The following is a 26580-nucleotide window of genomic DNA, read 5'->3' on the forward strand; positions in this document are numbered from 1 at the left end:
TCTAATTAGGGTCGACAGTTATGATCCCACAGATTTCTCAGGCACCTGGCGTCGTTCAGCTGGTGCTTAATTTTTTGCAGGCACTGGAGCAACAGGGTTTTACAGGTGATACCGCCACGAACTATGCCGACAGGCTGACGATGGCGACCGATAACAGTATCTACCAGCTTCTTCCCGATGCCGTCGTTTTCCCTCGCTCAACGGCCGACGTGGCGCTGATTGCCCGGCTGGCCACGCAGGAGCGCTTCGCCTCGCTGGTCTTTACGCCGCGCGGCGGCGGCACCGGGACCAATGGTCAGGCGCTGAACCAGGGCATCATTATTGATATGTCGCGCTATATGAACCGCATCATTGAGATCAACCCTGAAGAGGGCTGGGTGCGGGTCGAAGCGGGCGTTATCAAAGATCAGCTTAATCAGTATCTCAAGCCTTACGGCTACTTCTTCGCGCCCGAACTCTCCACCAGTAACCGCGCGACCATAGGCGGGATGATCAACACGGATGCCTCCGGCCAGGGCTCGCTGGTCTACGGGAAAACCTCCGATCACGTGCTGGGCGTGCGTGCGGTTCTGCTGGGGGGCGATATCCTCGATACCCAGCCGATGGCGGTTGAGCTGGCGGAAACGCTGGGCAAAGATAACACCGCCATCGGGCGTATTTATCGTACCGTGCTGGAGCGCTGCCGCGACAACCGTCAGCTGATCCTCGACAAATTCCCCAGGCTGAACCGCTTCCTGACCGGGTACGATCTGCGTCACGTCTTTAACGACGATCTGACCCAGTTTGATTTAACCCGCGTGCTCACCGGCTCCGAAGGGACGCTGGCGTTTATCACCGAGGCGCGGCTGGATATCACCCGGTTGCCGAAGGTGCGTCGCCTGGTGAACGTCAAATATGACTCCTTCGACTCCGCGCTGCGCAATGCGCCGTTTATGGTGGAAGCGCAGGCGCTGTCGGTGGAAACCGTCGACTCTAAAGTGCTCAATCTGGCCCGGGAAGACATTGTCTGGCACTCCGTAAGCGAGCTGATTACCGACGTGCCGGATAAAGAGATGCTGGGCCTCAATATCGTCGAATTTGCCGGTGATGATGCGGCGCTGATTGAGCGCCAGGTCACCACCCTCTGCCAGCGGCTGGATGAGCTGATTGCCCAGGGCGAAGGCGGCGTAATCGGCTGGCAGCTCTGTAACGACCTGGCCGGTATCGAGCGTATCTATGCGATGCGTAAAAAAGCCGTGGGCCTGCTCGGCAATGCGAAAGGCGCAGCGAAGCCGATTCCGTTTGCCGAAGATACCTGCGTTCCGCCCGAGCATCTGGCGGATTATATCGTTGAGTTTCGCGCCCTGCTGGACGGCCACGGCCTGAGCTACGGCATGTTCGGCCACGTTGATGCCGGGGTACTGCATGTGCGTCCGGCGCTGGATATGTGCGATCCGCAACAGGAGATCCTGATGAAACAGATCTCCGACGATGTGGTGGCCTTAACCGCCAAATACGGCGGTTTGCTGTGGGGCGAGCACGGGAAAGGGTTCCGCGCGGAATACAGCCCGGCATTTTTTGGCGAACAGCTCTACGCGGAGCTGCGCAAGGTGAAGGCAGCGTTCGACCCGGAGAACCGCCTTAACCCGGGTAAAATCTGCCCGCCGGAAGGGGTCGATGCCCCGATGCTGCAGGTGGACGCCGTTAAGCGCGGCACGTACGACAGACAGATCCCGATTGCGGTGCGTTCCTCCTGGCGCGGCGCGATGGAGTGCAACGGCAACGGCCTGTGCTTTAACTTTGATGTCAAAAGCCCGATGTGCCCGTCGATGAAAATCACCAGCAACCGTATTCACTCTCCGAAAGGGCGGGCGACGCTGGTGCGCGAATGGCTGCGTCTGCTGGCCGACCGCGGGGTTGATCCGCTCAAGCTGGAGCAGGAGCTGCCGGAAAAACGGGCCAGCCTGCGCTCGCTGATTGAGCGCACCCGCAACAGCTGGCATGCCAACAAGGGCGAGTACGATTTCTCCCACGAGGTGAAAGAGGCAATGTCCGGCTGTCTGGCCTGTAAAGCCTGCTCCACCCAGTGCCCGATTAAAATCGACGTGCCGGAATTTCGCTCGCGCTTCCTGCAGCTTTACCATACGCGCTATCTGCGTCCGGTGCGTGACCATCTGGTGGCGACGGTAGAGAGCTACGCGCCGCTGATGGCGCGCGCGCCAAAGACCTTTAACTTCTTTATCAACCAGCCGCTAGTGCGCAAGCTCTCCGAAAAACACATCGGGATGGTCGATCTCCCGCTGCTGTCGGTACCGTCTCTGCAGCGCCAGCTCGTCGGGCATCGCTCGGCGAACATGACCCTGGAACAGCTGGAGGCGCTTACCCCTGAGCAAAAAGCGAACGTGGTGCTGGTGGTGCAGGATCCGTTTACCAGCTACTACGATGCGCAGGTGGTTGCGGATTTCATCCGCCTGTCGGAAAAGCTAGGCTATCAGCCGGTGGTTCTGCCGTTCTCACCGAACGGCAAGGCGCAGCACATCAAAGGCTTCCTGACGCGCTTTGCGAAGACCGCGCGGAAAACGGCCGACTTCTTAAATCGCGTGGCGCAGCTGGGGATACCGATGGTCGGCGTCGATCCGGCGCTGGTGCTTTGCTATCGCGATGAATACAGGCAGACGCTGGGCGATAAGCGCGGCGATTTCAACGTGATGCTGGTGCACGAGTGGCTGCCGATGGCCCTGGACGACAAAGCGGTTCAGGATGTCAGCGGTGAACCGTGGTATCTGTTTGGCCACTGCACGGAAGTGACCGCGCTGCCGGGCGCACCCGGCCAGTGGGCGTCCGTCTTTGCCCGGTTCGGCGCGAAGCTGGAGAGCGTCAACGTGGGCTGCTGCGGCATGGCTGGCACCTACGGACATGAAGTGAAAAATCACGCCAACTCGCTCGGCATCTATGAGCTGTCCTGGCATCAGGCGATGCAGCGTTTGCCGCGAAACCGCTGCCTGGCGACGGGCTACTCCTGCCGCAGCCAGGTAAAACGGGTAGAGGGTAACGGCGTGCGTCACCCATTGCAGGCTTTACTGGAGATAATTGGATGATCTGGAAACGTGCCGTGACGCTGCAGGCGCTGAACGCCATGGGCGAGGGGAATATGGTGGGGCTGCTGGATATCCAGTTCATCCGCATTGGCGACGATGAGATTGAGGCCACCATGCCCGTCGACCATCGCACCCATCAGCCGTTTGGTTTATTGCACGGCGGGGCATCCGTCGTGCTGGCCGAAACGCTGGGCTCGGTGGCGGGGTATCTCTGCACCGAAGGGGAGCAGAAGGTTGTCGGGCTTGAGGTTAACGCTAACCATATTCGCTCGGTGCGCAGCGGGCGCGTGCGCGGCGTTTGTCGCGCCCTGCATGCCGGTAGCCGCCATCAGGTGTGGCAGATAGATATTCTCGATGAGCAGGATCGCTTGTGCTGCTCGTCGCGGCTGACGACGGCGGTTGTGTAAAGTTTTCAGATGTTTTGCCTTTGGTCAAAAACTAGTCAGTCGCTTGTGATATACTGGTCAGGTTTTGTACATAAGCGAGGACATCATGGATACTGAAATAACCCCAACACAGCTGGCAATTGAATATTTACGTCGCGATAAAAGCAACCTGTCTCCGGCGCAATACCTGAAAAAGCTGAAACAGCTTGAGCTGGAATTTACAGATTTGCTGGCGCTCTCTTCGAATGAGCTGAAAGAAGAGATCTACTTTGCCTGGCGGTTGGGCGTTCACGTCCATTGAGAGAATAAAAGGGCCGCGACAGCGGCCTTTTTTGTGTCTGAAATTCAGTATCGGGCGGGGAGTTTGTTGATTCTGATAAGCCTGCCTTCTTCCATTTCGATAAATCCGCCGGTTTTTAAATCCGCCAGAATGCGCATCACGCCGCTGCGGGAGAGCTGGGTTTTCTCTCTGATATACCTTTCCGCCGTCACGCCCAGTCGATAGCTTTCTTCTTCCTCCATCAGCTTCATAAGCTGCTGGCGAATCATCTCATACGCCGTCGGCGCACCCTGCTGCATCACGTTGTTATAAAGACGGCTATAAACAAACATGAGCTGTTTAGAAAGTAACCCCCATAGCGCCTTTTCTTTGATAATCTCATTCAGCCGTTCGGTGGTGAGCGTTCCGATAAGACAGGGGCTGACGGTCTTCAGGTAGTCATTAAAATAAATGTCGGTGAGGTTAGCGAGGCCGAAGACGGCGGGGCTGCGGGCCGTAGACAGCATCATATCATCGCTTCTTCGGTAGACGGCGACCGTCCCCTCAAGAATTAAATAGCACATCCCCTGACCATTGATTTGCAGGTACAGGCGCTCGCCGCGAGCGGTACGTCGCGTTGTGCAATCAGGCAACAGGTGAGAAATAAGCTCTTGCGCGTAGGGGGAACCCCGGTGAGACTTTTCTGGAAGGGACATGGTAGCCGACAACCTTAAAAATAACCTGGCTAATTATAGCGCTTCTCCTGGAAGCAGGCACGCCGGCTATCAATATTTTCGCGGCAGATGGTGAACGTCAAGCAGCACTCCACGCTCCATGGTGATGTACTTCCCGGTGCGTAATTCCGCCAGTATTCGCATGATCCCACTTCGTGAAAGATACGTTCGGCTTTTGATATACGCCGCCGCAGTAATATTTTGCCGTATTGCGTCCGGCTCCTGCATGAGTTCAACAAGCTGAAAACGAATGATGTCATAGGCCGACATTTGCGATATTTGCGCGCAATGTTCATACACGCGTGAAGCCGTATAAATCAGCAGCTTTGAAAAATGCTCCCATAAGTTTTGCTGTGCAACCACATGGTTAAAGCACTCCAGCGAAACGGCTGCTATTTCGGCGGTTTCCAGAACCCTGACATAAAGATGCTCGGAGGAAAACTGACTGCTCACGCCGAGAATAAAGGGGGATGATTCAGAATTTAGCACAATGCCGTCGCCGCGGCGGTGTAAGGCCACGCTGCCCTGGGTAAGTAAAAAACACTGGCGAATATCGTTTTGATAATAATGGACGATATCACCTTTTAACACGATCCGTCTTTCTGCAAAGGGAAGGATGTTATCAATTAATTTTTCAATGTTCTCAAAGGGTTTTACACCCAACACGGTGGAGTGTTCTTTACTTAATTCCGGTGCCATTCGCGTGTTCATCAGATACCTCACTCACTGATTCGATCATTTTTTGATCGGCATAGAGAATTATCTTAAAAAACAGCATGTCAGGGAATGATTTAGGCAGGTCTAATAATAGACTGGGCGGCAGCTAAAACCTAATTTCATGAATTTTAAGAAATTGTATTGCTGGTCTAAAAATAGACCTGGAGCAGTGGAAATAAGGTGTTTCTCAGGGAGATGTTTTATTTTTGTTAAAGGTGAGTCTACAGCTAGACCTCAAAATAGATTGTGCGCTGAAAAAGAGTTGTATAAATTTTGACTCGTCAGCAGGGCTACTCCGGTTTGTACTACACAAGCCGCGAGTGGTTTTTATCTAATTAATGCCAGGCAATATATAAACGGTAAGGCGCAGTGCGGTATTTAAACATATCAGCGCCTTAGCCCAACTTCAGTAATTAATAAAATGATACAGAGTGTGATGTGATGAAAAAGAATATAATGATGGTGATGCTTGCAATAAGTGCTGCGCTGCCGCTAAACCCGGTTTTCGCTGCGGCAGGAACGGTTAATTTTAACGGGAATATTCTTGATTCTGCCTGTGATGTGGATATCGCTTCTCAGAACCAGGTGGTTGTGCTGGGCGATTATTATAAGACGGAATTCCCCACGACGGGAGCAAGAACAGCGGCAACTCAATTCAATATTGTCTTGAAAAACTGCCCGGTGACGGTGACTAACGCCAAAGTACGTTTTGACGGTACGCCGGATGTCACCAATGCCAGCCTGCTGGCTATTGATTCATCCGTTCCGGGGGCGGCAACGGGCGTGGCGATTAACCTGATGACGGCGGATAAGGCAGACTTACCGCTGCACGGCAGCAATAGCCATACATATACGCTGAGCAGCACCGCCGATAATACGTTGAACTTCTACGCACAGTATATTTCAACCGCGGCAACCGTGACCATGGGGCCAGCTAACTCGGTGGCAAACTTCTCTGTGGTTTATAACTAAGTCTTTTGCAGTAATCAGTAGGGGGCCACCCGGCCCCTTTGTTTTATGAGGTATAAAATGCGTTGTATCAAAACCGCCGGATTGGCTGTGGCACTGTTATCGCTAATGATAACGACCGCCAGTGCCGGGGTAATTATTGGCGGCACCCGAATTATATTTGATGGTGCAAAAAAAGAAGCATCAATCAATATTAATAATCCTGATTCTACCCCCTTGTTAATTCAGTCATGGGTAGAAATGCAGGACGGGAATTCTGGTAAAACGCCATTTATTATTACTCCGCCGCTCTATCGTCTGGACGGTGGGCAAAAAAACCTTGAGCGTATCGTCATGACGGGAGCACTGCCTCAGGGGCAAGAGAGCTTATTCTGGCTGAATATCAAAGCCATTCCGTCCGCGACGAAACAGATGAACGCTCTGCAAATTGCGGTAAAAACACGTATTAAACTGATTTACCGACCGGATGGCCTGCGTGCGTCAACACCAGAAGAGCAGGCGGATAAATTAACCTGGCAACGAACAGGTAATCAGCTTCAGGTAACTAATAGCACGCCCTACGTGATTAATTTTAATGAGATTACCGTAGGGAGTAAAAAACTTGATGATGTGACGTATGTTTTACCCGGCTCTTTCGCGCGGTTTACATTACCGCCGGGGAGCAGCGGCAATATGCTTACGTTTAAAATTATTAACGACTATGGCAGCCCAGGGAGCACACACCAGGCCCGTTTGTGATTGTGTTACTGACGGGCACGTGAGCATTAATTAGGTTACTCGTAATGACAACGTTAAATACAAAGAGGCGACCTGCGCGCCTGGCGATGCTTATCGCCTTAGCGCTTGCAGGTCATTCCCCGACGCTATATGCCAGTGAAACATTTAATACGGAACTGGTTGAGCTGGATAATCCCGGTATGGGCAAAGCTGATTTATCGGCCTTTGAATCTGGCTCTCAGGCGGCGGGAACGTATCGCGTTGACGTTATTCTCGACGACCAGTTAATGGATACCCTTGATATAACCTTTACCGCGCTGAAAACCGACAGCGGTAATGAGGTATTGCAGCCCTGCCTGAGCATCGATCAATTAAAACAGTGGGGCGTCAGAACTGCGCTATTTCCTCAGCTCGCTTCAGGCAAGCAGGGATGCGTGGATCTGCAGGCTATTCCGCAGGCCAGCGCCGATTTTCAGTTTGGCGCTCAGCGTCTGGTGATAAGCATTCCTCAGGCGGCAGTCGATCTGCCGGCGAGGGGCTATGTGTCGCCACAAATGTGGGACGAAGGAATCACGGCGGCCATGCTGAATTACAGCCTGAGCGCCGCGAACAGCCGGGCGAAAACGGGGCAGGGTGGCAGCAGCGCCAGTCAGTACGTGAACCTGCGTCCGGGGGGCAATATCGGGCCGTGGCGTTTTCGCAATTATACCACCTGGTCACGGGAGGCTTCCGGGCAGGATAAATGGGACAGCGTGTACACCTACGCGCAGCGCGCCGTGATCCCGCTTAAGGCCCAGCTCACGCTTGGCGACAGCTCCACGCCTGCGGACGTGTTTGACGGTATCCCGTTTCGCGGCGGTCAACTGGCCTCGGACGATGACATGCTGCCCGACTCCCTGAAGGGCTACGCTCCCGTGGTGCGCGGAATTGCGCGCACCAATGCGCAGGTCGTGGTACGGCAGAACGGCTACCAGATCTATCAAAGCTACGTGGCGCCGGGCGCGTTTGAGATTGCGGATATGTACCCCACCGGGGGCGCGGGCGATCTCGATGTGACCATAAAAGAGGCTGACGGTAGCGAGCAACACTTCACGCAACCTTATGCCTCGCTGCCGGTGCTGCAGCGGGAAGGGCGGCTGAAGTATGCCCTCACCGGGGGAAATTATCGCGCCTATAACCCCAGCGTGGAGAAAACGCCGTTCGGGCAACTGACCGGAATTTACGGTCTGCAGCACGGTATGACGATCTACGGCGGGCTGCAGGGTTCCAGTAAATACCAGTCTCTGGCCTTAGGTCTGGGGACAAATAGGGGGGAGGCGGGCGCGCTTTCCGCCGACGTCACGCAGGGCTGGTCAACGCCGGATAACGCCGCCAAAACTCAGGGGCAATCCTGGCGCGTGCGCTACAGCAAGAACATGGTGAATACCGGCACGAACGTTTCAATTGCGGGATACCGCTATTCCACCCGCGGCTATTACGGGATGCAGGAAGTGCTGGACTCCTGGGGAGACGGCAGCGCATTGCAGGACAGGCGGCGAAACCGGGCAGAGCTGACGATGAGCCAGTCGCTGGGGGGCAGTCTGGGGGCGATGACGCTCAGCGCAGCGCGGGAAGACTACTGGAATTCCGGCACGTCGATGGTCTCCTGGAGCGCTGGCTACAACAACTACTGGCACAACATCAGCTATGGCGTGACCTGGACATACAGCAAAAATGGTCGTTCAGCCTCATCCGGGAGCGAGAGCGGCAAAACCTATGACAGCGATCGGCTTCTGGCGATTAACGTCAGCGTGCCGCTGGACGCATTCCTGCCACAGACGTGGGTGAACTATGGCATGAACGCCAGCAGGAATAACGGCGCAACGCACACCGTCGGTATGAATGGCGTAGCCCTTGAAAACAGGGCCCTGAGCTGGAACGTGCAGCAGGGATACGGCACCCAGGGCGTGGGCTATAGCGGCAACATGAACGGCGATTACAAAGGCACTTACGGTGACGTCTCGGTGGGATACGGCTATGACAGAAACAGTGAGCGACTGAATTATGGCGTACAGGGGGGCGTGCTTGCCCACGCGGATGGCGTGACGTTTTCTCAGCCGCTGGGTGAAACCAATGCGTTGATTAAAGCGCCCGGCGCCCACGGTGTGGGTATCCGCAATCAGGCCGGGGTACGTACGGATTACCGGGGCTATACGGTGGTCAGCAATCTTTCCGTGTACCGGAAAAACGATCTCGCCCTCGCGCCGGAAAATATGCCTGATGACGTGGAGCTGGAGATCAATACGCGCACGGTGACGCCGACGCGTGGCGCGGTGGTGAAGGCCGAGTATATCTCCAGCGTCGGCCGTAAGGTGCTGATGACCCTATCGGACAATAACCGCGCCGTGCCGTTTGGGGCGGTGGTCACCCTTGAGGGTAATTCCAACGGCAGCTTTTTCGTGGGCGATAGCGGTCAGGTTTATTTAACCGGCATGCCCGAGCAGGGAACGGTCGTTGCGACATGGGGCAATCAGGCCAGCCAGCGGTGTCGCGCCGATTTCAGCCTGCCAAAACACACAGAGAACGGCGGCATTGCTGACACCAGCGCCCGCTGTCGCCAGGAACAGTAATATGAAAGGCATAAAGATCATTTTATTCGTGTGCTTACTCACCGGCTGGAATATAGCCCGTGCCGGCACCTGCACTACCATCGTTCCGCAGCTGTCTACGCTGGCGGTGGGAACCATTAACGTTCAGCGTGATGCGCCCGTCGGGACAGTCATCTTCTCCGGTGCGGCGACAGCGACGGGGGCGTATCTTACCGGGTGCAGCAACCCGTTCATGCTGGGGTTTAGCATGCGGTACAACAATGCCACGCTGAGCAGCTACGGTAATCACGTTTACAATACGAATCTCAGCGGGATTGGCATTCGCTTTTCGTCCGGCAATACCTTTGATAACCCGAGCAACACGTTTTCTTATAGCGCGCAAACCTCCTATGTGAACTGGTTTGGCGGAAAAATCGAGCTGGTGGTGACGGGGCCGGTAGAATCGGGTGATTTAGCGCCGGGCATTATCGGCGTCGTGACCATTCAGGGAAGCGACGGCGTTTATCGCGACGGCCTTCCCACGCAGCTCACCTCCGGAACGATTAACGTCCTCGCATGCAGTATTAACACGCCTCAGCTAACGTTTGCCTTTGGCGATATTCCGGCTTCAGCGTTCACCGGCGGCGTGGGAACCACGCCTGCGGGCGTACAGAATACGCAAAATCTGGGATTAAGCTGCAGCGCCGGTACCAATATTTCGGTCTCGCTCGGCGGAATACAGAACCCCGACAGCGCCGATAACAGCGTAATGGCATTAACGGGACAGGGGAGTGCCGGTACGGCTAAAGGTATCGGCGTGCAGCTTTTATATAACGGTACGCCGCTGGTATTGAACAGCCGTCTTTTATTAAAACAGTCTGCGGGGGGGCAGGAGACGCTCCCGTTAACGGCGCGCTATTACCAGACATTAAGCTCCGTCGAATCAGGCTCGGCCAATGCTTCTGCCACGCTTAATATAACCTACCAGTAACAGGTAACAGGATGAATATACGGCACAAGAAAATACTCATGCTTATGTTGCTGAGCTGGGAGGTGTTATCCGCCGATAGCGTCAGTGTCGGTGTGACGGGAAATATCGTGGCCTCTCCGTGCATATTTAACGGCGGGAATACGCAGCTGGATATTAATCTCGGCAATACAGAGGCGACCAATATGGCGACGCCCGGCTCCTCATCCGACCCGGTGCCGTTTACTCTGTCGTTCACGCAATGTCCGGTAGGGACGCGCAGCGTGACGGTGTCGTTTACCGGCACCCCCGATCCCGTGGCGGGTGCGGACTACTATATGAACAGCGGCTCGGCGACTAATGTGGCGGTTGCCATGCGTGAGGCCGATACGGGGACGCTAAAGGGAACGGGTTCCAGCATAACGCAAACTATTGCGGCAGACAGAACCGCCACCATGGCCATGCAGGCTGCGGTTGAATCGGTTAGCGGTGGTGCGACGCCAGGGAGTATCAGTGCAGTTGTTGTCATGACGATGCAATACAACTAAGACACAAGCGTGTTGATATACCCGTCATACTTCAAGTTGCATGTGCGTTGGCTGCACTCGTTCACCCCAGTCACTTACTTATGTAAGGTCCTGGGGATTCACTCCCTTGCCGCGTTACTCGGCCTGTGGCCTCGCCCCTTTGGGGCCAGCGCAAGCGCTGTTCAAAACGGCAAGCCGTTTTGTCCTGCAACTCGAATTATTTAGGGTATAAGCCTTATTGATTAACAGACATTGGTACTCGCTATGCTGAATATCCTGATTCAAGAGACAGATCAATTTTTTCACCATGGATTGCGGCGTTTCCTTATGGAATTCTTCTGGCGCAATTTTAAGCGGGAAATCCACTTTGGCGTTGAGCTTAGCCACGATAACGTCAGTACGGCGGATATTATCGTTATTACGCTATGTCAGGGAGAGACGCTCACCTGTTTTCCTGAATTGCAGGCGCGACAGAAAGGTATCGTGATAGGTCTGGTTGAGGATGCCCTGCGTTTTTCAGCGTTGCCGTCCTGTTTTCAGGATATTATTTTTATTCCCCGCAGCGCCTCGCTCGATTATCTAAGCCAGGTGCTGTTTATTGCCTGGCATAGCGTGCAGTCACCCGGTTATATCTGGAAGAAAATTAGCTGTTTCGAATGTCAGTATAAAATACTATCACCGCAGCAAATTCGCATTATGGGCAATTTCTACAGGGGATTATCAGTGGTGCAGATCGCCCGCGTGCTGAAGATGAGCGATAAAACCGTTTTTACGCATAAGTATATGATGATGCAGAAATTCAATCTGCGAAGTGATTTTGAACTGATTGCTCTGATTCGCAAAATGGTGGAGAAGAACAATCGCCCGAACATGCTGCGTGACTTTCTGGTCAATAACTCCGGGTAATACGCTTAGGCGTAGCGCCGCCGGGAGAAACTCACAAATCGCACTTTATCAGTGGGATGAGGCTCACTGGGTGAGCCTCTTTTTCCTTATACATTCACCGCGCTAATCAGCCGCGACTTCATGGACTGGTACGCAGACGCCGCGTAATCCTCCGCCCAGCGCTGGTCCTCAATCGCCTCCAGCTGCACCGCGCAGTATTTCGTTTCCGGAGTTTTGGAGATAGGGTCGAGGTTATCCTGCGTCAGCTCGTTGCAGGCACCAATCCACCACTGATAGGTCATATAGACGGCCCCGGCGTTGATGCGTTCGCTGACGCTGGCGCGGGTGATAACTTTTCCGCGACGCGAACGCACCCAGACCAGCTGCCCGTCAGTAATGCCCAGCTTGTGCGCATCGACAGGGTTCATTTGCACCCGGCCCGGCTCGTCGGCCAGGCTTTGCAGCGCGGCGCAGTTCCCGGTCATGGAGCGACAGGAGTAGTGCCCCACCTCGCGTACCGTACAGAGCACCAGCGGGAAATCTGCATCCGGGGTTTCCGCCGGTGCGCGCCACGGTGCGGCGAACAGCTGCCCCTTACCGCTCGGGGTATCGAACTGATTATCTTTGTACAGGTACGGTGTGCCGGGATGGTCCAGCGTCGGGCACGGCCACTGCACGTGGCCCATCTCGCCCATTTTTTCATACGTTACGCCGTAGAAGAGCGGGCACAGCTCGCGCATCTCATCCCAGATCTGCTGGTTGGAGTCATAATGCATCGGGTAGCCCATCTCGGTGGCGAGCAGGCTGATGATTTCCCAGTCGCGCTTCACGTTGCCGCTGGCCTCAATGGCTTTGCCAAAACGCTGGAAGCCACGGTCGGCGCAGGTAAAGACGCCGCCGTGTTCACCCCAGGAGGTTGCAGGGAGCAGAACGTCAGCCACTTCTGCCGTTTTGGTCATAAAGATGTCCTGAACCACGACAAAATCGAGCGCTTCAAAACCGCTGCGCACCAGGCCGAGGTCGGCCTCTGTCTGAAGCGGGTCTTCCCCCATGATGTAATAGGCTTTGACCTTGCCTTCCAGCGCAAGGTGAGGCACTTCGGTAATGCGCGTTCCGACCCGATCGTCCATCGCCTTAACGTCAATCCCCCAGGCATCGGCGAACTTCTGCCTGACCGCCGGATCGGTAACATCCTGATAGCCGGGGAACATATTCGGCAGCACGCCCATATCACAGGCACCCTGTACGTTATTTTGACCGCGCACGGGACCGACGCCGACGGCAGGGCGACCGAGGTTGCCGGTCAGCAGCGCCAGGCTGGAAAGCCCTTTTACCACATCGACGGCCTGACCAAACTGGGTCACGCCCATTCCCCACATCACGGTGGCGGAAGGGGCCGCCGCTAAGGTGCGCATCGCCTGGCGAACGTCACGGGCGGGAATCCCGGTGAGATGTTCAACCTTCTCCGGCGCATAGTCTTTCACCGTCTGCCGGTAGGCCTCAAGCCCTTCCGTAAAGCGCGCCACGTAGCTTTTGTCGTACAGCTCCTCTTCCAGCAGCACGTAGCCAAAGGCATTGACCAGCGCCATATTGCTGCCGTTTTTCAGCTGCAGATGCTGATCGGCAATACGCGCCGTTTCAATGCGTCGCGGATCGCAGACGATAATTTTTGCGCCATTTTCACGCGCTTTTAGCACCCGGCGGGCGACGATAGGGTGGGAATCCGCGCAGTTATAGCCAAACACCAGCAGGCATTTTGAGTGTTCAATATCGTTGATTGAATTGCTCATTGCGCCGTTGCCGAGCGTTTCCTGCAGACCGGCAACGGAAGGGCCGTGACAGACGCGCGCGCAGCAGTCCACGTTGTTGGTGTTCAGCACCGCGCGGGCAAATTTTTGCATCACATAGTTTGTTTCATTGCCGGTTCCGCGGGAGGAGCCGGTGGTCATGATCGACCGCGGTCCGTGCTGCGCTTTAATGCTGCTGAGCCTGTGGGCGGTGTAGCGGATAGCCTCTTCCCAGGTAACGGGCGTGAATGCCTCGCCCTTGTGGTAGCGGATCATCGGCTGAGTCAGGCGCGGGGTGAGCAGACGGGTATCGTTGAGGAAGTCCCAGCCGTAAAATCCTTTCAGACACAGGGTGCCCTGGTTTGTGACCCCCTCTGCCGCTTCGGCACGGATGATACGGTTATTTTCAACGACAAGGTTTAATTTACAGCCTGCACCGCAGTACGGGCAGACGCTGGCGATCTTTTTCATCAATAACAGACCTGTTAAGAAATGAAGCAAAGTTGACTGGAAATCCAGTCCCGTAAACGGAGGTAAGCAGGATCCGTGCCAGATCGACTTTGCTGGTTTTACAGGGTGTTAAGCGAGGAGGGCGCGTGTCATCGTCAGGCTGTTCGTCAGTTTTGACGATGACACGTTAGAGAGGCATGGCGAGCAGGAGCTCAGAGATCGTCCATCGTGTAACCCACCACGATTTCCAGGGTCTTACGAATCACATCCGCCTGAACCACGTCGTGGGTGGCTTCCAGCGTCTGAATGAGCCAGAGGATAATTGCCTTATTAGACAGATGCCCCTCGGAGGCCAGAACACAGCGTACTGCAGTAGAAAAAACAGCGGACTCTTCAGCAAAACGATCGCCTGCGTGACGGAAGTATTCCGACAGCGCACTGTCTAAAAAAGCAGAATGGTATTCGGGTTGAAGCTGAATATTTTGTCTCATTTGTTCTCACCGTAGCTGTTAAATTGCAGTCAATGTATTTTTTTGGGATCGGACGGTTTTCCACTTCCAAATAACGGCACAACATTGTCTCTGTTATCGTTGAGAGGTCCCTCTCTTTTCGTTCGTCCTTGCGCGGTTCTGCGACGTGTAAAGGCGATGCTGTTTGAGCCGATTTCGGCAATCACCACCGCAAGTGTCTCCCGCCGCCGGGGATCCTTTTCATGTTCTTTCATGCTCCGCAGACGCTGCAGCAATCCTTCGGTTGTCACTGGCCCCCGCTCCCTAAGAAGAGAGAGAACGGCTTCACCGATAAGCTGGTCGATCAGTCGGTCTGCGTTACTGCTATTCATAACCTTACCGTTCGAAGAGCAGACCAAGCAGCATGTGGTAATGCTCTTCCTCTTCCGGCCCCTCGGCCTTTTCGAGGCGGCTGAGCAGTTTGGTACAGAGCGATTTGCGATTAAGGTTTCGCCCGTCGCTGAGGATTTCGACAACCACCTGACCCAGCGTCTCCTGTTGAGTAGGAAGCGCGGCCTTTTCGAAGTACTGTGCGATCGCTGCTGCGGAATCTGTGGCGTAACCTTTCTGCTGCATGTTTCGCTCCTGTAAAATTTTGTAATCACTAACGTTACAATTAAGGTATACACAATTTCTAAATCTGTACACTTAAAATGTACAGATTTTTAATATTTTTATGATATATTTTATAAATTAGTTTGTTTTCAGTGAGTTATAATCTTGTCACGAACCGGTAACGTTACAGGATATATTGTACAAATTGAGCCGGCACTGGTAAGTTGTACAGCACAGAAAAATGTTTCTATAACTGCCGTAAATGATTGAGATGTAAATTATTTGTCAGGCAATTAATGTGCTATAAATGATCCTTATCCACCGTTTTCGTGGCCAAAACCCTAACCCCCAGGAATAGCATGCTCACAACCATCATTTACCGCAGTCATATCTGCGAGGACGTTCCAGTGAAAGCGCTGGAAGCAATGGTCGCTGCTGCCAATAGTAAAAACCGGCAATCCAATGTGACGGGGATCCTGCTGTTTAACGGCACGCATTTTTTCCAGCTGCTTGAAGGGCCAGTGGAGCACGTAACGGCAATCTATGAGCAGATCTGTAATGACCCGCGCCACCATAACGTGGTGGAGCTGATGCGCGACCACGGGCCTGTCCGGCGCTTTGGCAAGGTGGGGATGGAGCTTTTTGATTTGCGCCACTTCGACAGGGATGAGGTGCTGCAGCAGGTGCTAAACAAAGGAACGACGCGTTACCAGCTGACGTATAACGACCGTCCGCTGCAGTTTTTCCGTACCTTTGTCGAAGCCACTGAAAAAGCAAACTATTTTGAACTGCCGCCGGCGGATTCATGGGATTTCGTTCCCGAAGAAACGCGTTTGTCCGCACAGCCTGAGGTGGTCGCGAAAGGAGCGGACTGCAGCTTTGCGTTCCAGCCGATTGTCGATCCGTTTATGCAGCAGGTGGTCTCCTGGGAGGCGCTTATCCGCACCCCTGACGGCGGCTCGCCTGGCGTCTATTTCGCTAACCGCCCGCGTGACGAGGTATATGCATCTGATTTGCAGAGCAAGCAGGTAGCGCTTTCCATGGCCAGCGCGCTGGGGTTACAGGACCAGACGTTATCCCTTAACCTGCTGCCCATGACGCTGGTTAACATTCCCAATGCCGTGGATTTCCTGCTCACCGCAATTGAAGCAAACGGGTTTGTGCCCGAGCAAATTGTGGTGGAGTTTACCGAAAGCGAAGCCATTTCCCGTTTTGATGAATTCACCGATTCGGTCAGGCAGCTCAAAAGTGCGGGCCTCAGCGTGACGATCGATCACTTTGGCGCCGGATTTGCGGGGCTTCAGCTGCTGGCTCAGTTCCAGCCGGACAGAATTAAGATTAATCGCGATCTGGTCGCTAACGTGCACAAAAGCGGCCCCCGACAGGCCATCATTCAGGCGATTATCAAATGCTGTTCCTCGCTCGAGATCCAGTTCTGCGCGGTGGGCGTTGAGAAGGCAGAAGAGTGGATGTGGCTGGAGTCCGCGGGAATTTCCCAGTTCCAGGGACATCTTTTTGCCAGCCCCCGACACGGCGGTATTCCGGCTATTGCGTGGCCAGAGAAGAAATTAGATTTCTGATAAAGCTGTACACATCGGGCAGAGTTAACTGTACGAACTGCAAATTTTATACAACAATGTATTAACAGGTGAGGGGGAGAAGCAGCTCATTCACCTGAGCAAAATGCGGTCTTAGTTATACAAATGGTGTGTACAATCTGATAAGGTTGGTGCAGTTAGGTATGGAAGTTCTGAGCGTGAGGGAGTTAATGGCCTATTACAGTATCGGCGAAGTGGCCGAACGATGCGGTATCAACCCCGTTACGCTGCGTGCCTGGCAGCGCCGTTATGGATTGTTGAAGCCGCAGCGCAGCGAAGGGGGTCATCGTCAGTTCGACGATGAAGATATCCTGCGCATTGAAGAGATCAAACGCCTGATGAAAAGCGGCGTTTCGGTCGGAAAAGTGAAAGCCTTGCTGGAAAACAAGGAAGTGTTGACGCAGGGCAACTGGGTCTCGTTCCAGGAAGAGATGATGACCGTTTTGCGCTACGCCAGCCCGGCAAAGCTGCGCGCCAAAATAGGCGAGTTCCGCCGCGATCACGCGATGGATCCGCTGATTGACAATATTATCTCTCCTGTCCGTCAGCGAATGAATCAGGATCAAAACACCGTGCGTCACATGGCGAGCCTGTTTGACGGCGTGCTGATCGAATTCGCGATTGCGAGTCTGGCGGAATCCCGCAAGAAAGCCGGTCAGGACGCTCTCCTTATTGGCTGGGAATGCGATGACCGTACCCATCTTTGGCTCGAGGCCGCGCGCTTATCGCAGAAGGGCTGGCATATTGACGTGCTGGCTGAACCGATTGACTCACCGCGTCCCGAGCTTTTCCCCGGGCAAAAAATCTTCGTCTGGACGGGAAAATCGCCAACGCCTCGCCAGCAGGAACAGCTAGACCACTGGCGTGAGCAGGGCTTTGCTGTCTCATTTCATCACTGATCGTGAGAGGCCTTGAGGGCCTTTTTTTGTTTTTGTCCCGTTCCTCACTAAAGCTATCTCAAAAATAGGCATTTCCGATGCATATTTTATTTTTCTCCTCTCCGTCATAAATGCCGTGACGAAATGCATTATTAATCAATATATTGAACAAATAAATCCATCCTGCCTGCATCTTCCTACAGGGTCTATGCTTAATAAAAGTAGCCAAAAAGGGCGGTTTAGCCGAATGCCCCTGCTGTCAGAGGGTTGAAGTGATAATCGTTATCACTAACATGGTGTTATGCCCTGATGGCTTATCAGATGAGGTGGACCTATGGAACTGCATTCAGAAACCTTTAATCCTGCCGATTTTGCCTGGCGCGGCTTAACACTCACGCCGGCGGCGGCGGCGCATATTCACGAGCTGGTGGCGAAAAAGCCCGAGATCCTCGGCGTGCGTTTAGGTGTCAAACAGACCGGTTGCGCAGGCTTCGGTTACGTGCTCGACACCGTCATCGAACCCGAGAAGGATGACCTGGTATTCGAAACGGACGGCGCAAAATTGTACGTCGCGCTGCAGGCCATGCCGTTTATCGACGGCACCGAAGTGGACTACGTCCGCGAAGGCTTAAACCAGTTATTCAAATTTCATAACCCGAAAGCCCAGAGCGAATGCGGCTGCGGCGAAAGCTTTGGGGTATAGGCGGTACTATGTCTCGTAATACTGAAGCAACGAGTGAAGTAAATACCTGGAGCGGTGGGCACCTCAACTATAAAGAGGGGTTCTTCACCCAGCTGCAGACGGACGAGCTGGCGAAAGGCATCAACGAAGATGTCGTTCGGGCGATCTCGGCGAAACGAAATGAACCCGAGTGGATGCTGGAGTTTCGCCTGAGCGCCTTCCGCGCCTGGCTGGAGATGGAAGAGCCACACTGGCTGAAAGCGCATTATGACAAGCTGAACTATCAGGACTACAGCTACTACTCCGCGCCCTCCTGCGGCAGCTGTGATGACACCTGCGCCTCGCAGCCCGGCGCGGTGCAGCAAACCGGCGCGGAAAACAGCTTCCTCAGCAAAGAGGTGGAAGAGGCCTTTAACCAGCTGGGCGTGCCGGTGCGTGAGGGGAAAGAGGTGGCGGTGGACGCCATTTTTGACTCCGTCTCGGTGGCGACCACCTACCGCGAAAAGCTGGCCGAGCAGGGGATCATTTTCTGCTCCTTCGGCGAAGCCATTCACGATCATCCGGAACTGGTGAAAAAATACATCGGGACCGTGGTGCCCTCTAACGACAACTTCTTTGCGGCGCTCAACGCGGCGGTGGCCTCAGACGGCACCTTTATCTACGTGCCGAAAGGGGTACGTTGCCCGATGGAGCTCTCGACCTATTTCCGCATCAATGCGGAAAAAACCGGTCAGTTCGAGCGCACGATTCTGGTGGCGGACGAAGGCAGCTACGTTAGCTACATCGAAGGGTGTTCCGCCCCGGTGCGCGACAGCTATCAGCTGCACGCGGCGGTGGTGGAGGTCATCATCCATAAAGATGCCGAGGTGAAGTACTCGACGGTGCAAAACTGGTTCCCCGGCGACGGCAATACCGGAGGCATCCTGAACTTCGTCACCAAGCGCGCGCTGTGCGAAGGTGAAAACAGCAAGATGTCGTGGACCCAGTCAGAAACCGGCTCTGCCATCACCTGGAAATACCCGAGCTGCATTCTGCGTGGGGATAACTCCATCGGTGAGTTCTACTCGGTGGCGCTCACCAGCGGCCATCAGCAGGCGGATACCGGCACCAAGATGATCCACATTGGTAAAAACACCAAATCGACCATCATCTCGAAAGGCATCTCTGCCGGGCACAGCCAGAACAGCTATCGCGGGCTGGTGAAAATCATGCCGACGGCCACCAACGCGCGAAACTTTACCCAGTGTGACTCAATGCTGATTGGCGCAGACTGCGGCGCGCACACCTTCCCGTACGTTGAGTGTCGAAACAACACCGCCCAGCTTGAACATGAGGCGACGACGTCGCGGATTGGGGAAGATCAGCTCTTCTACTGCCTGCAGCGCGGGATCAGCGAAGAAGATGCCATCTCGATGATCGTTAACGGCTTCTGTAAGGACGTGTTCTCTGAACTGCCGCTGGAATTTGCCGTTGAAGCCCAAAAACTCCTCGCCATTAGTCTTGAACACAGCGTCGGTTAAGGAAAGCACATGTTAAGCATTAAAGATTTACAGGTTAGCGTAGAAGACAAAGCGATCCTGCGTGGCCTCAATTTTGACGTTAAGCCGGGTGAAGTTCACGCCATCATGGGGCCGAACGGTTCCGGGAAAAGTACGCTTTCTGCGACGCTGGCGGGCCGCGAAGATTATGAGGTGACCCACGGCTCGGTCGAGTTTCACGGGAAAAACCTGCTGGAGATGTCGCCGGAAGATCGCGCGGGAGAAGGCATCTTTATGGCCTTCCAGTATCCGGTAGAAATTCCGGGCGTCAGCAACCAGTTCTTCCTCCAGACGGCGCTGAATGCGGTACGCAAGTATCGCGGCCTGGAGGCGCTGGACCGCTTCGACTTCCAGGACCTGATGGAAGAGAAAATCAAGCTGCTGAAAATGCCGGAAGATCTGCTGACCCGCTCGGTCAACGTCGGCTTTTCCGGCGGCGAGAAAAAGCGTAACGACATCCTGCAGATGGCGGTTCTGGAGCCCGAGCTGTGCATACTGGATGAGACCGACTCTGGTCTGGATATCGACGCCCTGAAGATCGTTGCTGACGGGGTGAACTCCCTGCGCGACGGCAAGCGCTCGTTTATTATCGTCACCCACTACCAGCGCATTCTGGACTACATCAAGCCGGATTACGTTCACGTGCTTTACCAGGGGCGTATTGTGAAATCCGGTGATTTCACGCTGGTTAAACAACTGGAGGAGCAGGGTTATGGCTGGCTTACCGAACAGCAGTAATGCGCTCCAGCAGTGGCACCGGCTGTTTGAAGCCCAGGGGGGCACGCGCTCCGAGCAGGCGCAGCAGCATCTGCAGCAAATGCTGCGACTCGGGTTGCCGACGCGCAAGCATGAGAACTGGAAATACACCCCGCTTGATGGCCTGCTGAACGCCGAGTTTGTGACCCGCCTGGCGGAAATCGCCCCGGCGCAGCGCGACGCGCTGGCGCTGAATGTCGATGCCCTGCGCCTGGTATTCGTCGACGGTCAGTTCCGCCCCGAGCTGAGCGACACGCTCGATGAGAGTGGATTTGAGGTTGAGATTAACGACGACCGCCAGCGCCTGAGCGCTCCGGTTCAGCCTGAGGTGTTCCTGCACCTGACCGAGAGCCTGGCCCGCGGCGTGACGCATATCCGCGTGAAGCGTAACCAGCGCCCGGCAAAACCGCTGCTGCTGATGCACATCACCCAGGGGCTGGACGGGGACGAAATCAACACCGCGCACTATCGCCACCATCTTGAGCTGGCGGAGGGGGCGGAGGCCACGGTAATCGAGCACTACGTCAGCCTCAACGACGCCCGCCACTTTACCGGGTCGCGCCTGACGATGAACGTCGCCGCTAACGCGCAGCTTCACCACGTCAAGCTGGCGTTTGAGAATGCGCAGAGCCATCACTTTGCCCATAACGATATCGTGCTGGGCCAGGATGCGGCGGCATACAGCCACAGCTTCCTGCTCGGCGGGGCGGTGCTGCGCCACAACACCAGCACGCAGCTCAACGGTGAAAACACCACGCTGCGCATCAACAGCCTGGCGATGCCGGTTAAATCAGAGGTCTGCGATACGCGCACCTGGCTGGAGCACAACAAAGGCTACTGCAACAGCCGCCAGCTGCACAAAACCATCGTGAGTGATAAAGGGCGCGCGGTGTTTAACGGCCTGATTAACGTGGCGAAGCACGCCATCAAAACCGACGGGCAGATGACCAACAATAATCTGCTGTTAGGCCGCCTGGCGGAGGTAGACACCAAGCCGCAGCTGGAGATCTACGCCGACGACGTGAAATGCAGCCACGGCGCGACGGTCGGACGAATCGATGACGAGCAGATGTTTTACCTGCGTTCCCGCGGTATTGACCAGCAGGCGGCGCAGAAAATGATTATCTATGCGTTTGCCGCTGAACTGACGGAAGCGCTGCTGGATGGTCAGTTAAAACAGCAGGTGCTGGAGCGTATTGGCCAGCGTCTGCCTGGAGGCGCAGCATGAGTTTTCCCGTCGAGAAAGTACGGGCAGATTTCCCGGTTCTGACCCGTGAAGTAAACGGTCTTCCTCTGGCCTATCTGGACAGCGCGGCCAGCGCGCAGAAGCCGAATCAGGTGGTGGATGCGGAAGCTGAGTTCTATCGCCACGGCTATGCCGCCGTACATCGCGGTATCCATACCCTGAGCGCCGAGGCGACCCAGCGTATGGAAAACGTGCGTACGCAACTGGCCGCCTTCCTCAATGCACGTTCGCCTGAAGAGCTGGTCTTCGTGCGCGGAACCACCGAAGGGATCAACCTTGTCGCCAACAGCTGGGGCAACGCGCAGGTCCACACGGGGGATAACATTATCATCACCCAGATGGAGCACCACGCCAATATTGTACCGTGGCAGATGCTCTGCGAGCGCGCTGGCGCGCAGCTTCGGGTGATCCCGCTGAACGTCGACGGGACGCTCCAGCTCGAGCAGCTAGACGCACTGCTTGACGATAAAACGCGGCTGGTGGCGGTTACCCAGGTCTCCAACGTGCTGGGAACCGAAAACCCGGTCGCAGAGATCGTCGAAAAGGCCCATCAGGCGGGCGCGAAGGTGCTGATTGACGGTGCCCAGGCGGTGATGCACCACGCGGTGGACGTCCAGGCGCTGGATTGCGATTTCTACGTCTTCTCGGGACACAAGCTCTATGGCCCGACAGGGATTGGCGTGCTGTACGTGAAAGAAGACATCCTGCAGGCGATGCCGCCGTGGGAAGGGGGCGGGTCGATGATCGCCACCGTTAGCCTCTCAGAAGGGACCACTTACGCCCGCGCGCCGTGGCGCTTTGAGGCGGGCACGCCCAACACCGGGGGCATTATCGGGCTGGGGGCGGCGGTTTCCTACGTTTCTGCGATTGGCCTTGATGCCATTCAGGAGTATGAACAGCTGCTGATGCACTATGCGCTTGCCCAGCTTGCCAGCGTACCGGATCTTACCCTCTACGGACCTGCCGACCGGCAAGGGGTGATCGCGTTTAATCTCGGAAAACACCACGCCTATGACGTGGGCAGTTTCCTCGATAACTACGGCGTAGCGGTCCGTACCGGGCACCACTGCGCCATGCCGCTGATGACGTTTTACCAGGTACCGGCAATGTGCCGCGCATCGCTGGTGATGTACAACACAACGGAAGAGGTCGACAGGCTGGTGGCGGGGCTAAAACGCATTCACCAGCTGCTGGGCTAACGGAGAGGCGAAAGATGGCAGAGCTGCCGGACAAAGATAAATTACTGCGTAACTTCTCGCGTTGCGCAAACTGGGAAGAGAAGTATCTCTATATCATTGAGCTGGGACAGCGCTTACCGCCGCTCGGCGAAGAGGCGCATAGCCCGGAAAACATTATTCAGGGCTGTCAGAGCCAGGTGTGGATTGTGATGGAGCAGTCTGATGACGGCACTGTCGAATTACACGGCGACAGCGATGCTGCCATTGTCAAAGGGCTTATTGCGGTCGTCTTTATTCTTTATCACCGGATGTCGGCGCAGGATATTGTCGCGTTCGACGTCCGCCCGTGGTTTGAAAAAATGGCCCTGACCCAGCACCTCACCCCGTCCCGCTCTCAGGGACTGGAAGCGATGATTCGCGCCATCCGCGCCAAAGCTGCAATCCTTAGCTAGACTTACAGAACAGCATTCATTCTGTTTCGCGAGGTGGTTCCCGCCTCGCTGGTTTTTCAGCTTTCTGGCATCCTGCCGGTGAATAAGGAATCTCAGCATGAAGCGCGCGTCTCTAATAACTCTATTACTTCTCAGTTCGCTCGGCGCCCTTAATTCGGCCCGCGCGATGGACTATCCATTGCCGCCCGCAGGCAGTCGTCTGATTGGGCAAAATCAAACCTACACGATACAGGAAGGGGATAATAAGCTGCAGACCATCGCCCGCCGGTTTAATACCGCGGCGCAGGTGATCCTGGAAACAAACAATACCATCGCGCCGGTCAACCCTGCTCCGGGAACCGTTATTACCATCCCGTCGCAGATGCTGCTGCCGGACACGCCGCGCGAGGGCATTGTCGTTAACCTCGCTGAGCTTCGGCTCTACTACTTCCCGCCGGGAGAAAACATTGTTCAGGTTTTCCCGCTCGGCATCGGACAGCTGGGGCTGGAAACGCCGGTCACGACCACGCGCGTGAGCCAGAAAATCCCTAATCCCACCTGGACACCCACAGCGGGCATCAGAGCACGCTCTCTGGAGCAGGGAATTAAGCTGCCTCCGGTGGTCCCTGCCGGGCCCAATAACCCTCTGGGACGCTTCGCACTGCGTTTAGGCGTGGGCAATGGGGAATATCTGATCCACGGCACCAGCGCGCCGGACAGCGTCGGTCTGCGGGTCAGTTCTGGCTGTATGCGGATGAATGCCCCAGACATTAAAGCCCTGTTCGAACAGGTGCGGGTGGGCACGCGGGTTCAGATTATCAATGAACCGGTGAAGTTCTCCGTTGAGCCGGACGGTAAACGCTATATTGAAGTCCACCGTCCGCTGGCGCAGGCAGAAGGCGAAAACCCACAGGTCTCGCCAATTACCCATTCCGCAGACTTTGCGACCTTTGTTTCTCAGGCGGGAAGCGATAAGGCGCTTATTGATAAAGCCCTGTCACGCCGCGCCGGGATACCGGTTGTCGTGTCGTCAGGTAGCGGCCCGTCAGCCAGTAATAACGTGTTGTCCGTGCAGAACAGTCGGGTGTCCGCTGCGGTAGCGGAAGATGAAGGGGAGAAGGTGACGCAGTAGCCGTTTGACGCAGGCAAAAAAAATGGCGCACAATGTGCGCCATTTTATTAACAGGTACTATTACTTACGGTATTTAGTAGCCTGGTTGTCCAGACGCTGGTTAGCGCGAGCTGCGTCGTCTTTAGCAGCCTGAACGTCGGAACGGATTGCGTTCACGTCGTTGCTCAGCTGGTCAACTTTAGCGTTCAGAGTCTGAACGTCAGAAGACAGCTGATCGATTTTAGCGTTGCTGGAGCAACCAGCCAGCAGAGTAGAACCCAGGATTACCGCGCCCAGTACCAGTTTAGTACGATTCATTATTAATACCCTCTAGATTGAGTTAATCTCCATGTAGCGTTACAAGTATTACACAAAGTTTTTTGGGTTGAGAATATTTTTTTGATGGGAATACACCTATTTTTGATCGTTCGCTCAAAGAAGCATCGAATCAGCCCTTTTCGGGCAAAAATCTAAGGAAAAAAAGGCATTTATCATCGGATTCATCTTAGATAATTCGCAATTAAATAGAAAAACCCGATTTGCATTTTGAATGACTTTGGCTAATGCCAGAAATAAAAAAAGCGCCCGGCGGGCGCTTTTTATCAAAATTAATTCGTTCGGGAATTATTACAGCACGTGAACAGATGCGGTATTGGTGGTTCCGCTTGGGACCAGCGCGCCAGAAACCATGACCACAACGTCGCCTTTCTGTGCCAGACCGCGATCAACCAGCTCCAGAGCCACTTCTTTACCCAGACGATAGAAATCATCGGTAGAGGCGATCTCTTTCACCAGGTGTGGGATCACGCCTTTGCTCAGCACCAGCTGACGGGCAGTGGTTTCATTGGTGGTCAGCGCCAGGATGGTCGCATCCGGGAAGTATTTGCGCACGGCGCGAGCAGATTTACCGCCCTGAGTGGCAACCACGATCAGCGGCGCTTCCAGCTTCTCAGCGGTTTCTACTGCACCGCGGCAGACCGCTTCGGTGATGCGCAGCTTGCGGCTGTCGTTGTTGTAGTCCAGACGGCTCTTCATCACGCGGTCGGTACGTTCGCAGATGGTGGCCATGATGGACACCGCTTCCAGCGGATATTTACCTTTCGCGGATTCGCCGGACAGCATAACGGCATCGGTACCGTCGAGGATGGCGTTTGCCACGTCGCCTGCTTCAGCGCGGGTTGGGCGTGGGTTTTTGATCATGGAGTCCAGCATCTGCGTGGCGGTGATAACCACTTTACGCGCGCGAACGCATTTCTCGATCATCATCTTCTGCGCGAAGATTACTTCTTCAACCGGGATTTCAACGCCCAGGTCGCCACGGGCAACCATGATGCCGTCAGACGCTTCGAGGATTTCGTCGAAGTTGTTCAGGCCTTCCTGGTTTTCAATTTTGGAGATGATCTGGATCTTCTCGCCGCCGTGCGCTTTCAGGTGCTCACGGATTTCAACCACGTCGGAACGCTTACGGATGAAGGAAGCGGCAACGAAGTCAACGCCTTGCTCGCAACCGAAGATCAGGTCTTGCTTGTCTTTTTCAGCCAGGGCTGGCAGCGCGATGGAGACGCCCGGCAGGTTAACGCCTTTGTTCTCGCCCAGGTCGCCGTTGTTCAGCACTTTACAGATAACCTTGTTACCTTCGATAGCAGTAACTTCCATACCGATCAGACCATCGTCTACCAGCACGGTGTTCCCGACGGACAGGTCGCTGGTGAAGCCTTCATAGGTCACTGCAACGATTTCATTGTTACCGACCACGGATTTGTCGGTGGTGAAGGTGAAGGTCTGGCCCGCTTTCAGAGAGACGTCGTTACCGCCTTCCAGCTTGATGGTACGGATTTCTGGACCTTTGGTATCCAGCAGGATGGCGGCTTTTTTACCGGTCTTGCTCATTACGTTGCGCAAGTTCTGGATACGCTGACCGTGTTCTGCATAGTCACCGTGGGAGAAGTTCAGACGCATCACGTTCATGCCGGCGTCCAGCATTTTGGTCAGCATCTCTTCAGATTCGGTTTTCGGGCCGATAGTACAAACAATTTTCGTCTTTTTCATGACAGTC

26 protein-coding genes are annotated in these 26580 nt (G+C 55.0%); 18 read left to right on the forward strand and 8 right to left on the reverse strand.

Features of this window, described 5'->3' with window-relative positions; translation table 11 throughout:
* Positions 1-20: 20 nt before the first annotated feature.
* From ydiJ to AC3WOK_RS02750, 3 genes are all read left to right on the forward strand, one after another.
* Positions 21-3077 (forward strand): D-2-hydroxyglutarate dehydrogenase YdiJ, encoded by a 3057-nt coding sequence (ydiJ, locus tag AC3WOK_RS02740; protein WP_492353886.1) that lies wholly within the window; start codon positions 21-23, stop codon positions 3075-3077.
* Positions 3074-3484 (forward strand): 1,4-dihydroxy-2-naphthoyl-CoA hydrolase, encoded by a 411-nt coding sequence (gene menI, locus AC3WOK_RS02745; protein WP_264438892.1) that lies wholly within the window; start codon positions 3074-3076, stop codon positions 3482-3484. The genes ydiJ and menI overlap by 4 nt, the downstream gene beginning before the upstream one ends.
* An 85-nt stretch (positions 3485-3569) precedes the next feature.
* Positions 3570-3764: a YdiH family protein gene (locus AC3WOK_RS02750; RefSeq protein ID WP_003857766.1), complete on the forward strand. Its 195-nt coding sequence runs from the start codon at positions 3570-3572 to the stop codon at positions 3762-3764.
* A 44-nt stretch (positions 3765-3808) separates the two neighbouring features.
* On the opposite strand, the gene AC3WOK_RS02755 is transcribed toward AC3WOK_RS02750, so the two are convergent.
* Positions 3809-4438: a helix-turn-helix domain-containing protein gene (locus AC3WOK_RS02755; protein WP_492353887.1), complete on the reverse strand. Its 630-nt coding sequence runs from the start codon at positions 4436-4438 to the stop codon at positions 3809-3811.
* Between the two features lie 69 nt (positions 4439-4507).
* Positions 4508-5167 carry a winged helix-turn-helix transcriptional regulator gene (locus AC3WOK_RS02760; RefSeq protein ID WP_492353888.1) on the reverse strand — a complete coding sequence of 220 codons (660 nt, stop codon included), beginning with the start codon at positions 5165-5167 and terminating at the stop codon, positions 4508-4510.
* A 447-nt stretch (positions 5168-5614) separates the two neighbouring features.
* Here AC3WOK_RS02760 and AC3WOK_RS02765 point away from each other — a divergent pair, with 447 nt between their 5' ends.
* The 6 genes from AC3WOK_RS02765 (at position 5615) to AC3WOK_RS02790 (ending at position 11826) form a co-directional block, all read left to right on the forward strand.
* Positions 5615-6145 (forward strand): fimbrial protein, encoded by a 531-nt coding sequence (locus AC3WOK_RS02765; protein ID WP_492353889.1) that lies wholly within the window; start codon positions 5615-5617, stop codon positions 6143-6145.
* Between the two features lie 57 nt (positions 6146-6202).
* Positions 6203-6880 carry a fimbrial biogenesis chaperone gene (locus AC3WOK_RS02770; protein ID WP_492353890.1) on the forward strand — a complete coding sequence of 226 codons (678 nt, stop codon included), beginning with the start codon at positions 6203-6205 and terminating at the stop codon, positions 6878-6880.
* Between the two features lie 44 nt (positions 6881-6924).
* Positions 6925-9468, forward strand: a complete 2544-nt coding sequence (locus AC3WOK_RS02775) for a fimbria/pilus outer membrane usher protein (RefSeq protein ID WP_492353891.1) — start codon at positions 6925-6927, stop codon at positions 9466-9468.
* A gap of 1 nt (position 9469) precedes the next feature.
* On the forward strand, positions 9470-10417 hold the full coding sequence (locus tag AC3WOK_RS02780) for a fimbrial protein (protein WP_492353892.1): 948 nt from the start codon (positions 9470-9472) through the stop codon (positions 10415-10417).
* An 11-nt stretch (positions 10418-10428) separates the two neighbouring features.
* Positions 10429-10941 (forward strand): fimbrial protein, encoded by a 513-nt coding sequence (locus AC3WOK_RS02785; RefSeq protein ID WP_492353893.1) that lies wholly within the window; start codon positions 10429-10431, stop codon positions 10939-10941.
* A gap of 243 nt (positions 10942-11184) precedes the next feature.
* The gene (locus tag AC3WOK_RS02790; protein ID WP_059312088.1) at positions 11185-11826 is read left to right on the forward strand and encodes a helix-turn-helix transcriptional regulator; all 642 of its coding nucleotides are present in this window, start codon (positions 11185-11187) and stop codon (positions 11824-11826) included.
* 86 nt (positions 11827-11912) lie between these two features.
* Here the strand turns inward: AC3WOK_RS02790 and fdhF are convergent, their stop codons facing one another.
* The 4 genes from fdhF to ycgZ form a co-directional block, all read right to left on the reverse strand.
* Positions 11913-14063: a formate dehydrogenase subunit alpha gene (gene fdhF, locus AC3WOK_RS02795; protein ID WP_492353894.1), complete on the reverse strand. Its 2151-nt coding sequence runs from the start codon at positions 14061-14063 to the stop codon at positions 11913-11915.
* Positions 14064-14254: 191 nt separating this feature from the next.
* Complete coding sequence (locus tag AC3WOK_RS02800) at positions 14255-14533, reverse strand: biofilm/acid-resistance regulator YmgB/AriR (protein ID WP_023311323.1); 279 nt, start codon at positions 14531-14533, stop codon at positions 14255-14257.
* Positions 14534-14562: 29 nt separating this feature from the next.
* Positions 14563-14883 (reverse strand): hypothetical protein, encoded by a 321-nt coding sequence (locus AC3WOK_RS02805; protein ID WP_063956012.1) that lies wholly within the window; start codon positions 14881-14883, stop codon positions 14563-14565.
* 4 nt (positions 14884-14887) lie between these two features.
* Positions 14888-15127 carry a regulatory protein YcgZ gene (ycgZ, locus tag AC3WOK_RS02810; protein WP_023335405.1) on the reverse strand — a complete coding sequence of 80 codons (240 nt, stop codon included), beginning with the start codon at positions 15125-15127 and terminating at the stop codon, positions 14888-14890.
* Positions 15128-15465: 338 nt separating this feature from the next.
* On the opposite strand from ycgZ, the gene AC3WOK_RS02815 reads away from it, so the two are divergent.
* From AC3WOK_RS02815 to ldtE, 9 genes are all read left to right on the forward strand, one after another.
* Positions 15466-16686, forward strand: coding sequence for a diguanylate phosphodiesterase (locus AC3WOK_RS02815; RefSeq protein WP_492353895.1), 1221 nt, complete (start codon positions 15466-15468; stop codon positions 16684-16686).
* Positions 16687-16874: 188 nt separating this feature from the next.
* A complete protein-coding gene (locus AC3WOK_RS02820) occupies positions 16875-17603 on the forward strand; it encodes a MerR family transcriptional regulator (RefSeq protein ID WP_492353896.1) in 729 nt (242 codons plus the stop codon).
* Between the two features lie 313 nt (positions 17604-17916).
* Entirely contained in the window at positions 17917-18285 is a 369-nt protein-coding gene (gene sufA / locus AC3WOK_RS02825) for a Fe-S cluster assembly scaffold SufA (RefSeq protein ID WP_492353897.1), read from the forward strand.
* A gap of 8 nt (positions 18286-18293) precedes the next feature.
* Positions 18294-19784, forward strand: a complete 1491-nt coding sequence (gene sufB, locus AC3WOK_RS02830; RefSeq protein WP_024909392.1) for a Fe-S cluster assembly protein SufB — start codon at positions 18294-18296, stop codon at positions 19782-19784.
* A 9-nt stretch (positions 19785-19793) separates the two neighbouring features.
* Positions 19794-20540 carry a Fe-S cluster assembly ATPase SufC gene (gene sufC / locus AC3WOK_RS02835; RefSeq protein ID WP_059312082.1) on the forward strand — a complete coding sequence of 249 codons (747 nt, stop codon included), beginning with the start codon at positions 19794-19796 and terminating at the stop codon, positions 20538-20540.
* Positions 20515-21786 (forward strand): Fe-S cluster assembly protein SufD, encoded by a 1272-nt coding sequence (gene sufD, locus AC3WOK_RS02840; RefSeq protein WP_492353898.1) that lies wholly within the window; start codon positions 20515-20517, stop codon positions 21784-21786. The genes sufC and sufD overlap by 26 nt, the downstream gene beginning before the upstream one ends.
* On the forward strand, positions 21783-23003 hold the full coding sequence (gene sufS / locus AC3WOK_RS02845; RefSeq protein WP_492353899.1) for a cysteine desulfurase SufS: 1221 nt from the start codon (positions 21783-21785) through the stop codon (positions 23001-23003). The genes sufD and sufS overlap by 4 nt, the downstream gene beginning before the upstream one ends.
* Positions 23004-23017: 14 nt before the next feature.
* On the forward strand, positions 23018-23434 hold the full coding sequence (gene sufE, locus AC3WOK_RS02850) for a cysteine desulfuration protein SufE (protein ID WP_063431180.1): 417 nt from the start codon (positions 23018-23020) through the stop codon (positions 23432-23434).
* A 97-nt stretch (positions 23435-23531) separates the two neighbouring features.
* Positions 23532-24545: a L,D-transpeptidase LdtE gene (gene ldtE / locus AC3WOK_RS02855; RefSeq protein WP_047348823.1), complete on the forward strand. Its 1014-nt coding sequence runs from the start codon at positions 23532-23534 to the stop codon at positions 24543-24545.
* Between the two features lie 60 nt (positions 24546-24605).
* On the opposite strand, the gene lpp is transcribed toward ldtE, so the two are convergent.
* Both lpp and pykF read right to left on the reverse strand, forming a co-directional pair.
* A complete protein-coding gene (lpp, locus tag AC3WOK_RS02860; RefSeq protein WP_010430241.1) occupies positions 24606-24842 on the reverse strand; it encodes a murein lipoprotein Lpp in 237 nt (78 codons plus the stop codon).
* 309 nt (positions 24843-25151) lie between these two features.
* Positions 25152-26573: a pyruvate kinase PykF gene (gene pykF / locus AC3WOK_RS02865; protein WP_047348822.1), complete on the reverse strand. Its 1422-nt coding sequence runs from the start codon at positions 26571-26573 to the stop codon at positions 25152-25154.
* Between the last annotated feature and the right edge of the window lie 7 nt (positions 26574-26580).

It is taken from the genome of Enterobacter sp. FW301-JW81, from assembly GCF_058788735.1.

Coding starts and splice junctions, on each gene's coding strand:
- ydiJ (WP_492353886.1), top strand. CDS start 21: ATGATCCCACAGATTTCTCAGGCACCTGGCGTCGTTCAGCTGGTGCTT.
- menI (WP_264438892.1), top strand. CDS start 3,074: ATGATCTGGAAACGTGCCGTGACGCTGCAGGCGCTGAACGCCATGGGC.
- AC3WOK_RS02750 (WP_003857766.1), top strand. CDS start 3,570: ATGGATACTGAAATAACCCCAACACAGCTGGCAATTGAATATTTACGT.
- AC3WOK_RS02755 (WP_492353887.1), bottom strand. CDS start 4,438: ATGTCCCTTCCAGAAAAGTCTCACCGGGGTTCCCCCTACGCGCAAGAG.
- AC3WOK_RS02760 (WP_492353888.1), bottom strand. CDS start 5,167: ATGAACACGCGAATGGCACCGGAATTAAGTAAAGAACACTCCACCGTG.
- AC3WOK_RS02765 (WP_492353889.1), top strand. CDS start 5,615: ATGAAAAAGAATATAATGATGGTGATGCTTGCAATAAGTGCTGCGCTG.
- AC3WOK_RS02770 (WP_492353890.1), top strand. CDS start 6,203: ATGCGTTGTATCAAAACCGCCGGATTGGCTGTGGCACTGTTATCGCTA.
- AC3WOK_RS02775 (WP_492353891.1), top strand. CDS start 6,925: ATGACAACGTTAAATACAAAGAGGCGACCTGCGCGCCTGGCGATGCTT.
- AC3WOK_RS02780 (WP_492353892.1), top strand. CDS start 9,470: ATGAAAGGCATAAAGATCATTTTATTCGTGTGCTTACTCACCGGCTGG.
- AC3WOK_RS02785 (WP_492353893.1), top strand. CDS start 10,429: ATGAATATACGGCACAAGAAAATACTCATGCTTATGTTGCTGAGCTGG.
- AC3WOK_RS02790 (WP_059312088.1), top strand. CDS start 11,185: ATGCTGAATATCCTGATTCAAGAGACAGATCAATTTTTTCACCATGGA.
- fdhF (WP_492353894.1), bottom strand. CDS start 14,063: ATGAAAAAGATCGCCAGCGTCTGCCCGTACTGCGGTGCAGGCTGTAAA.
- AC3WOK_RS02800 (WP_023311323.1), bottom strand. CDS start 14,533: ATGAGACAAAATATTCAGCTTCAACCCGAATACCATTCTGCTTTTTTA.
- AC3WOK_RS02805 (WP_063956012.1), bottom strand. CDS start 14,883: ATGAATAGCAGTAACGCAGACCGACTGATCGACCAGCTTATCGGTGAA.
- ycgZ (WP_023335405.1), bottom strand. CDS start 15,127: ATGCAGCAGAAAGGTTACGCCACAGATTCCGCAGCAGCGATCGCACAG.
- AC3WOK_RS02815 (WP_492353895.1), top strand. CDS start 15,466: ATGCTCACAACCATCATTTACCGCAGTCATATCTGCGAGGACGTTCCA.
- AC3WOK_RS02820 (WP_492353896.1), top strand. CDS start 16,875: ATGGCCTATTACAGTATCGGCGAAGTGGCCGAACGATGCGGTATCAAC.
- sufA (WP_492353897.1), top strand. CDS start 17,917: ATGGAACTGCATTCAGAAACCTTTAATCCTGCCGATTTTGCCTGGCGC.
- sufB (WP_024909392.1), top strand. CDS start 18,294: ATGTCTCGTAATACTGAAGCAACGAGTGAAGTAAATACCTGGAGCGGT.
- sufC (WP_059312082.1), top strand. CDS start 19,794: ATGTTAAGCATTAAAGATTTACAGGTTAGCGTAGAAGACAAAGCGATC.
- sufD (WP_492353898.1), top strand. CDS start 20,515: ATGGCTGGCTTACCGAACAGCAGTAATGCGCTCCAGCAGTGGCACCGG.
- sufS (WP_492353899.1), top strand. CDS start 21,783: ATGAGTTTTCCCGTCGAGAAAGTACGGGCAGATTTCCCGGTTCTGACC.
- sufE (WP_063431180.1), top strand. CDS start 23,018: ATGGCAGAGCTGCCGGACAAAGATAAATTACTGCGTAACTTCTCGCGT.
- ldtE (WP_047348823.1), top strand. CDS start 23,532: ATGAAGCGCGCGTCTCTAATAACTCTATTACTTCTCAGTTCGCTCGGC.
- lpp (WP_010430241.1), bottom strand. CDS start 24,842: ATGAATCGTACTAAACTGGTACTGGGCGCGGTAATCCTGGGTTCTACT.
- pykF (WP_047348822.1), bottom strand. CDS start 26,573: ATGAAAAAGACGAAAATTGTTTGTACTATCGGCCCGAAAACCGAATCT.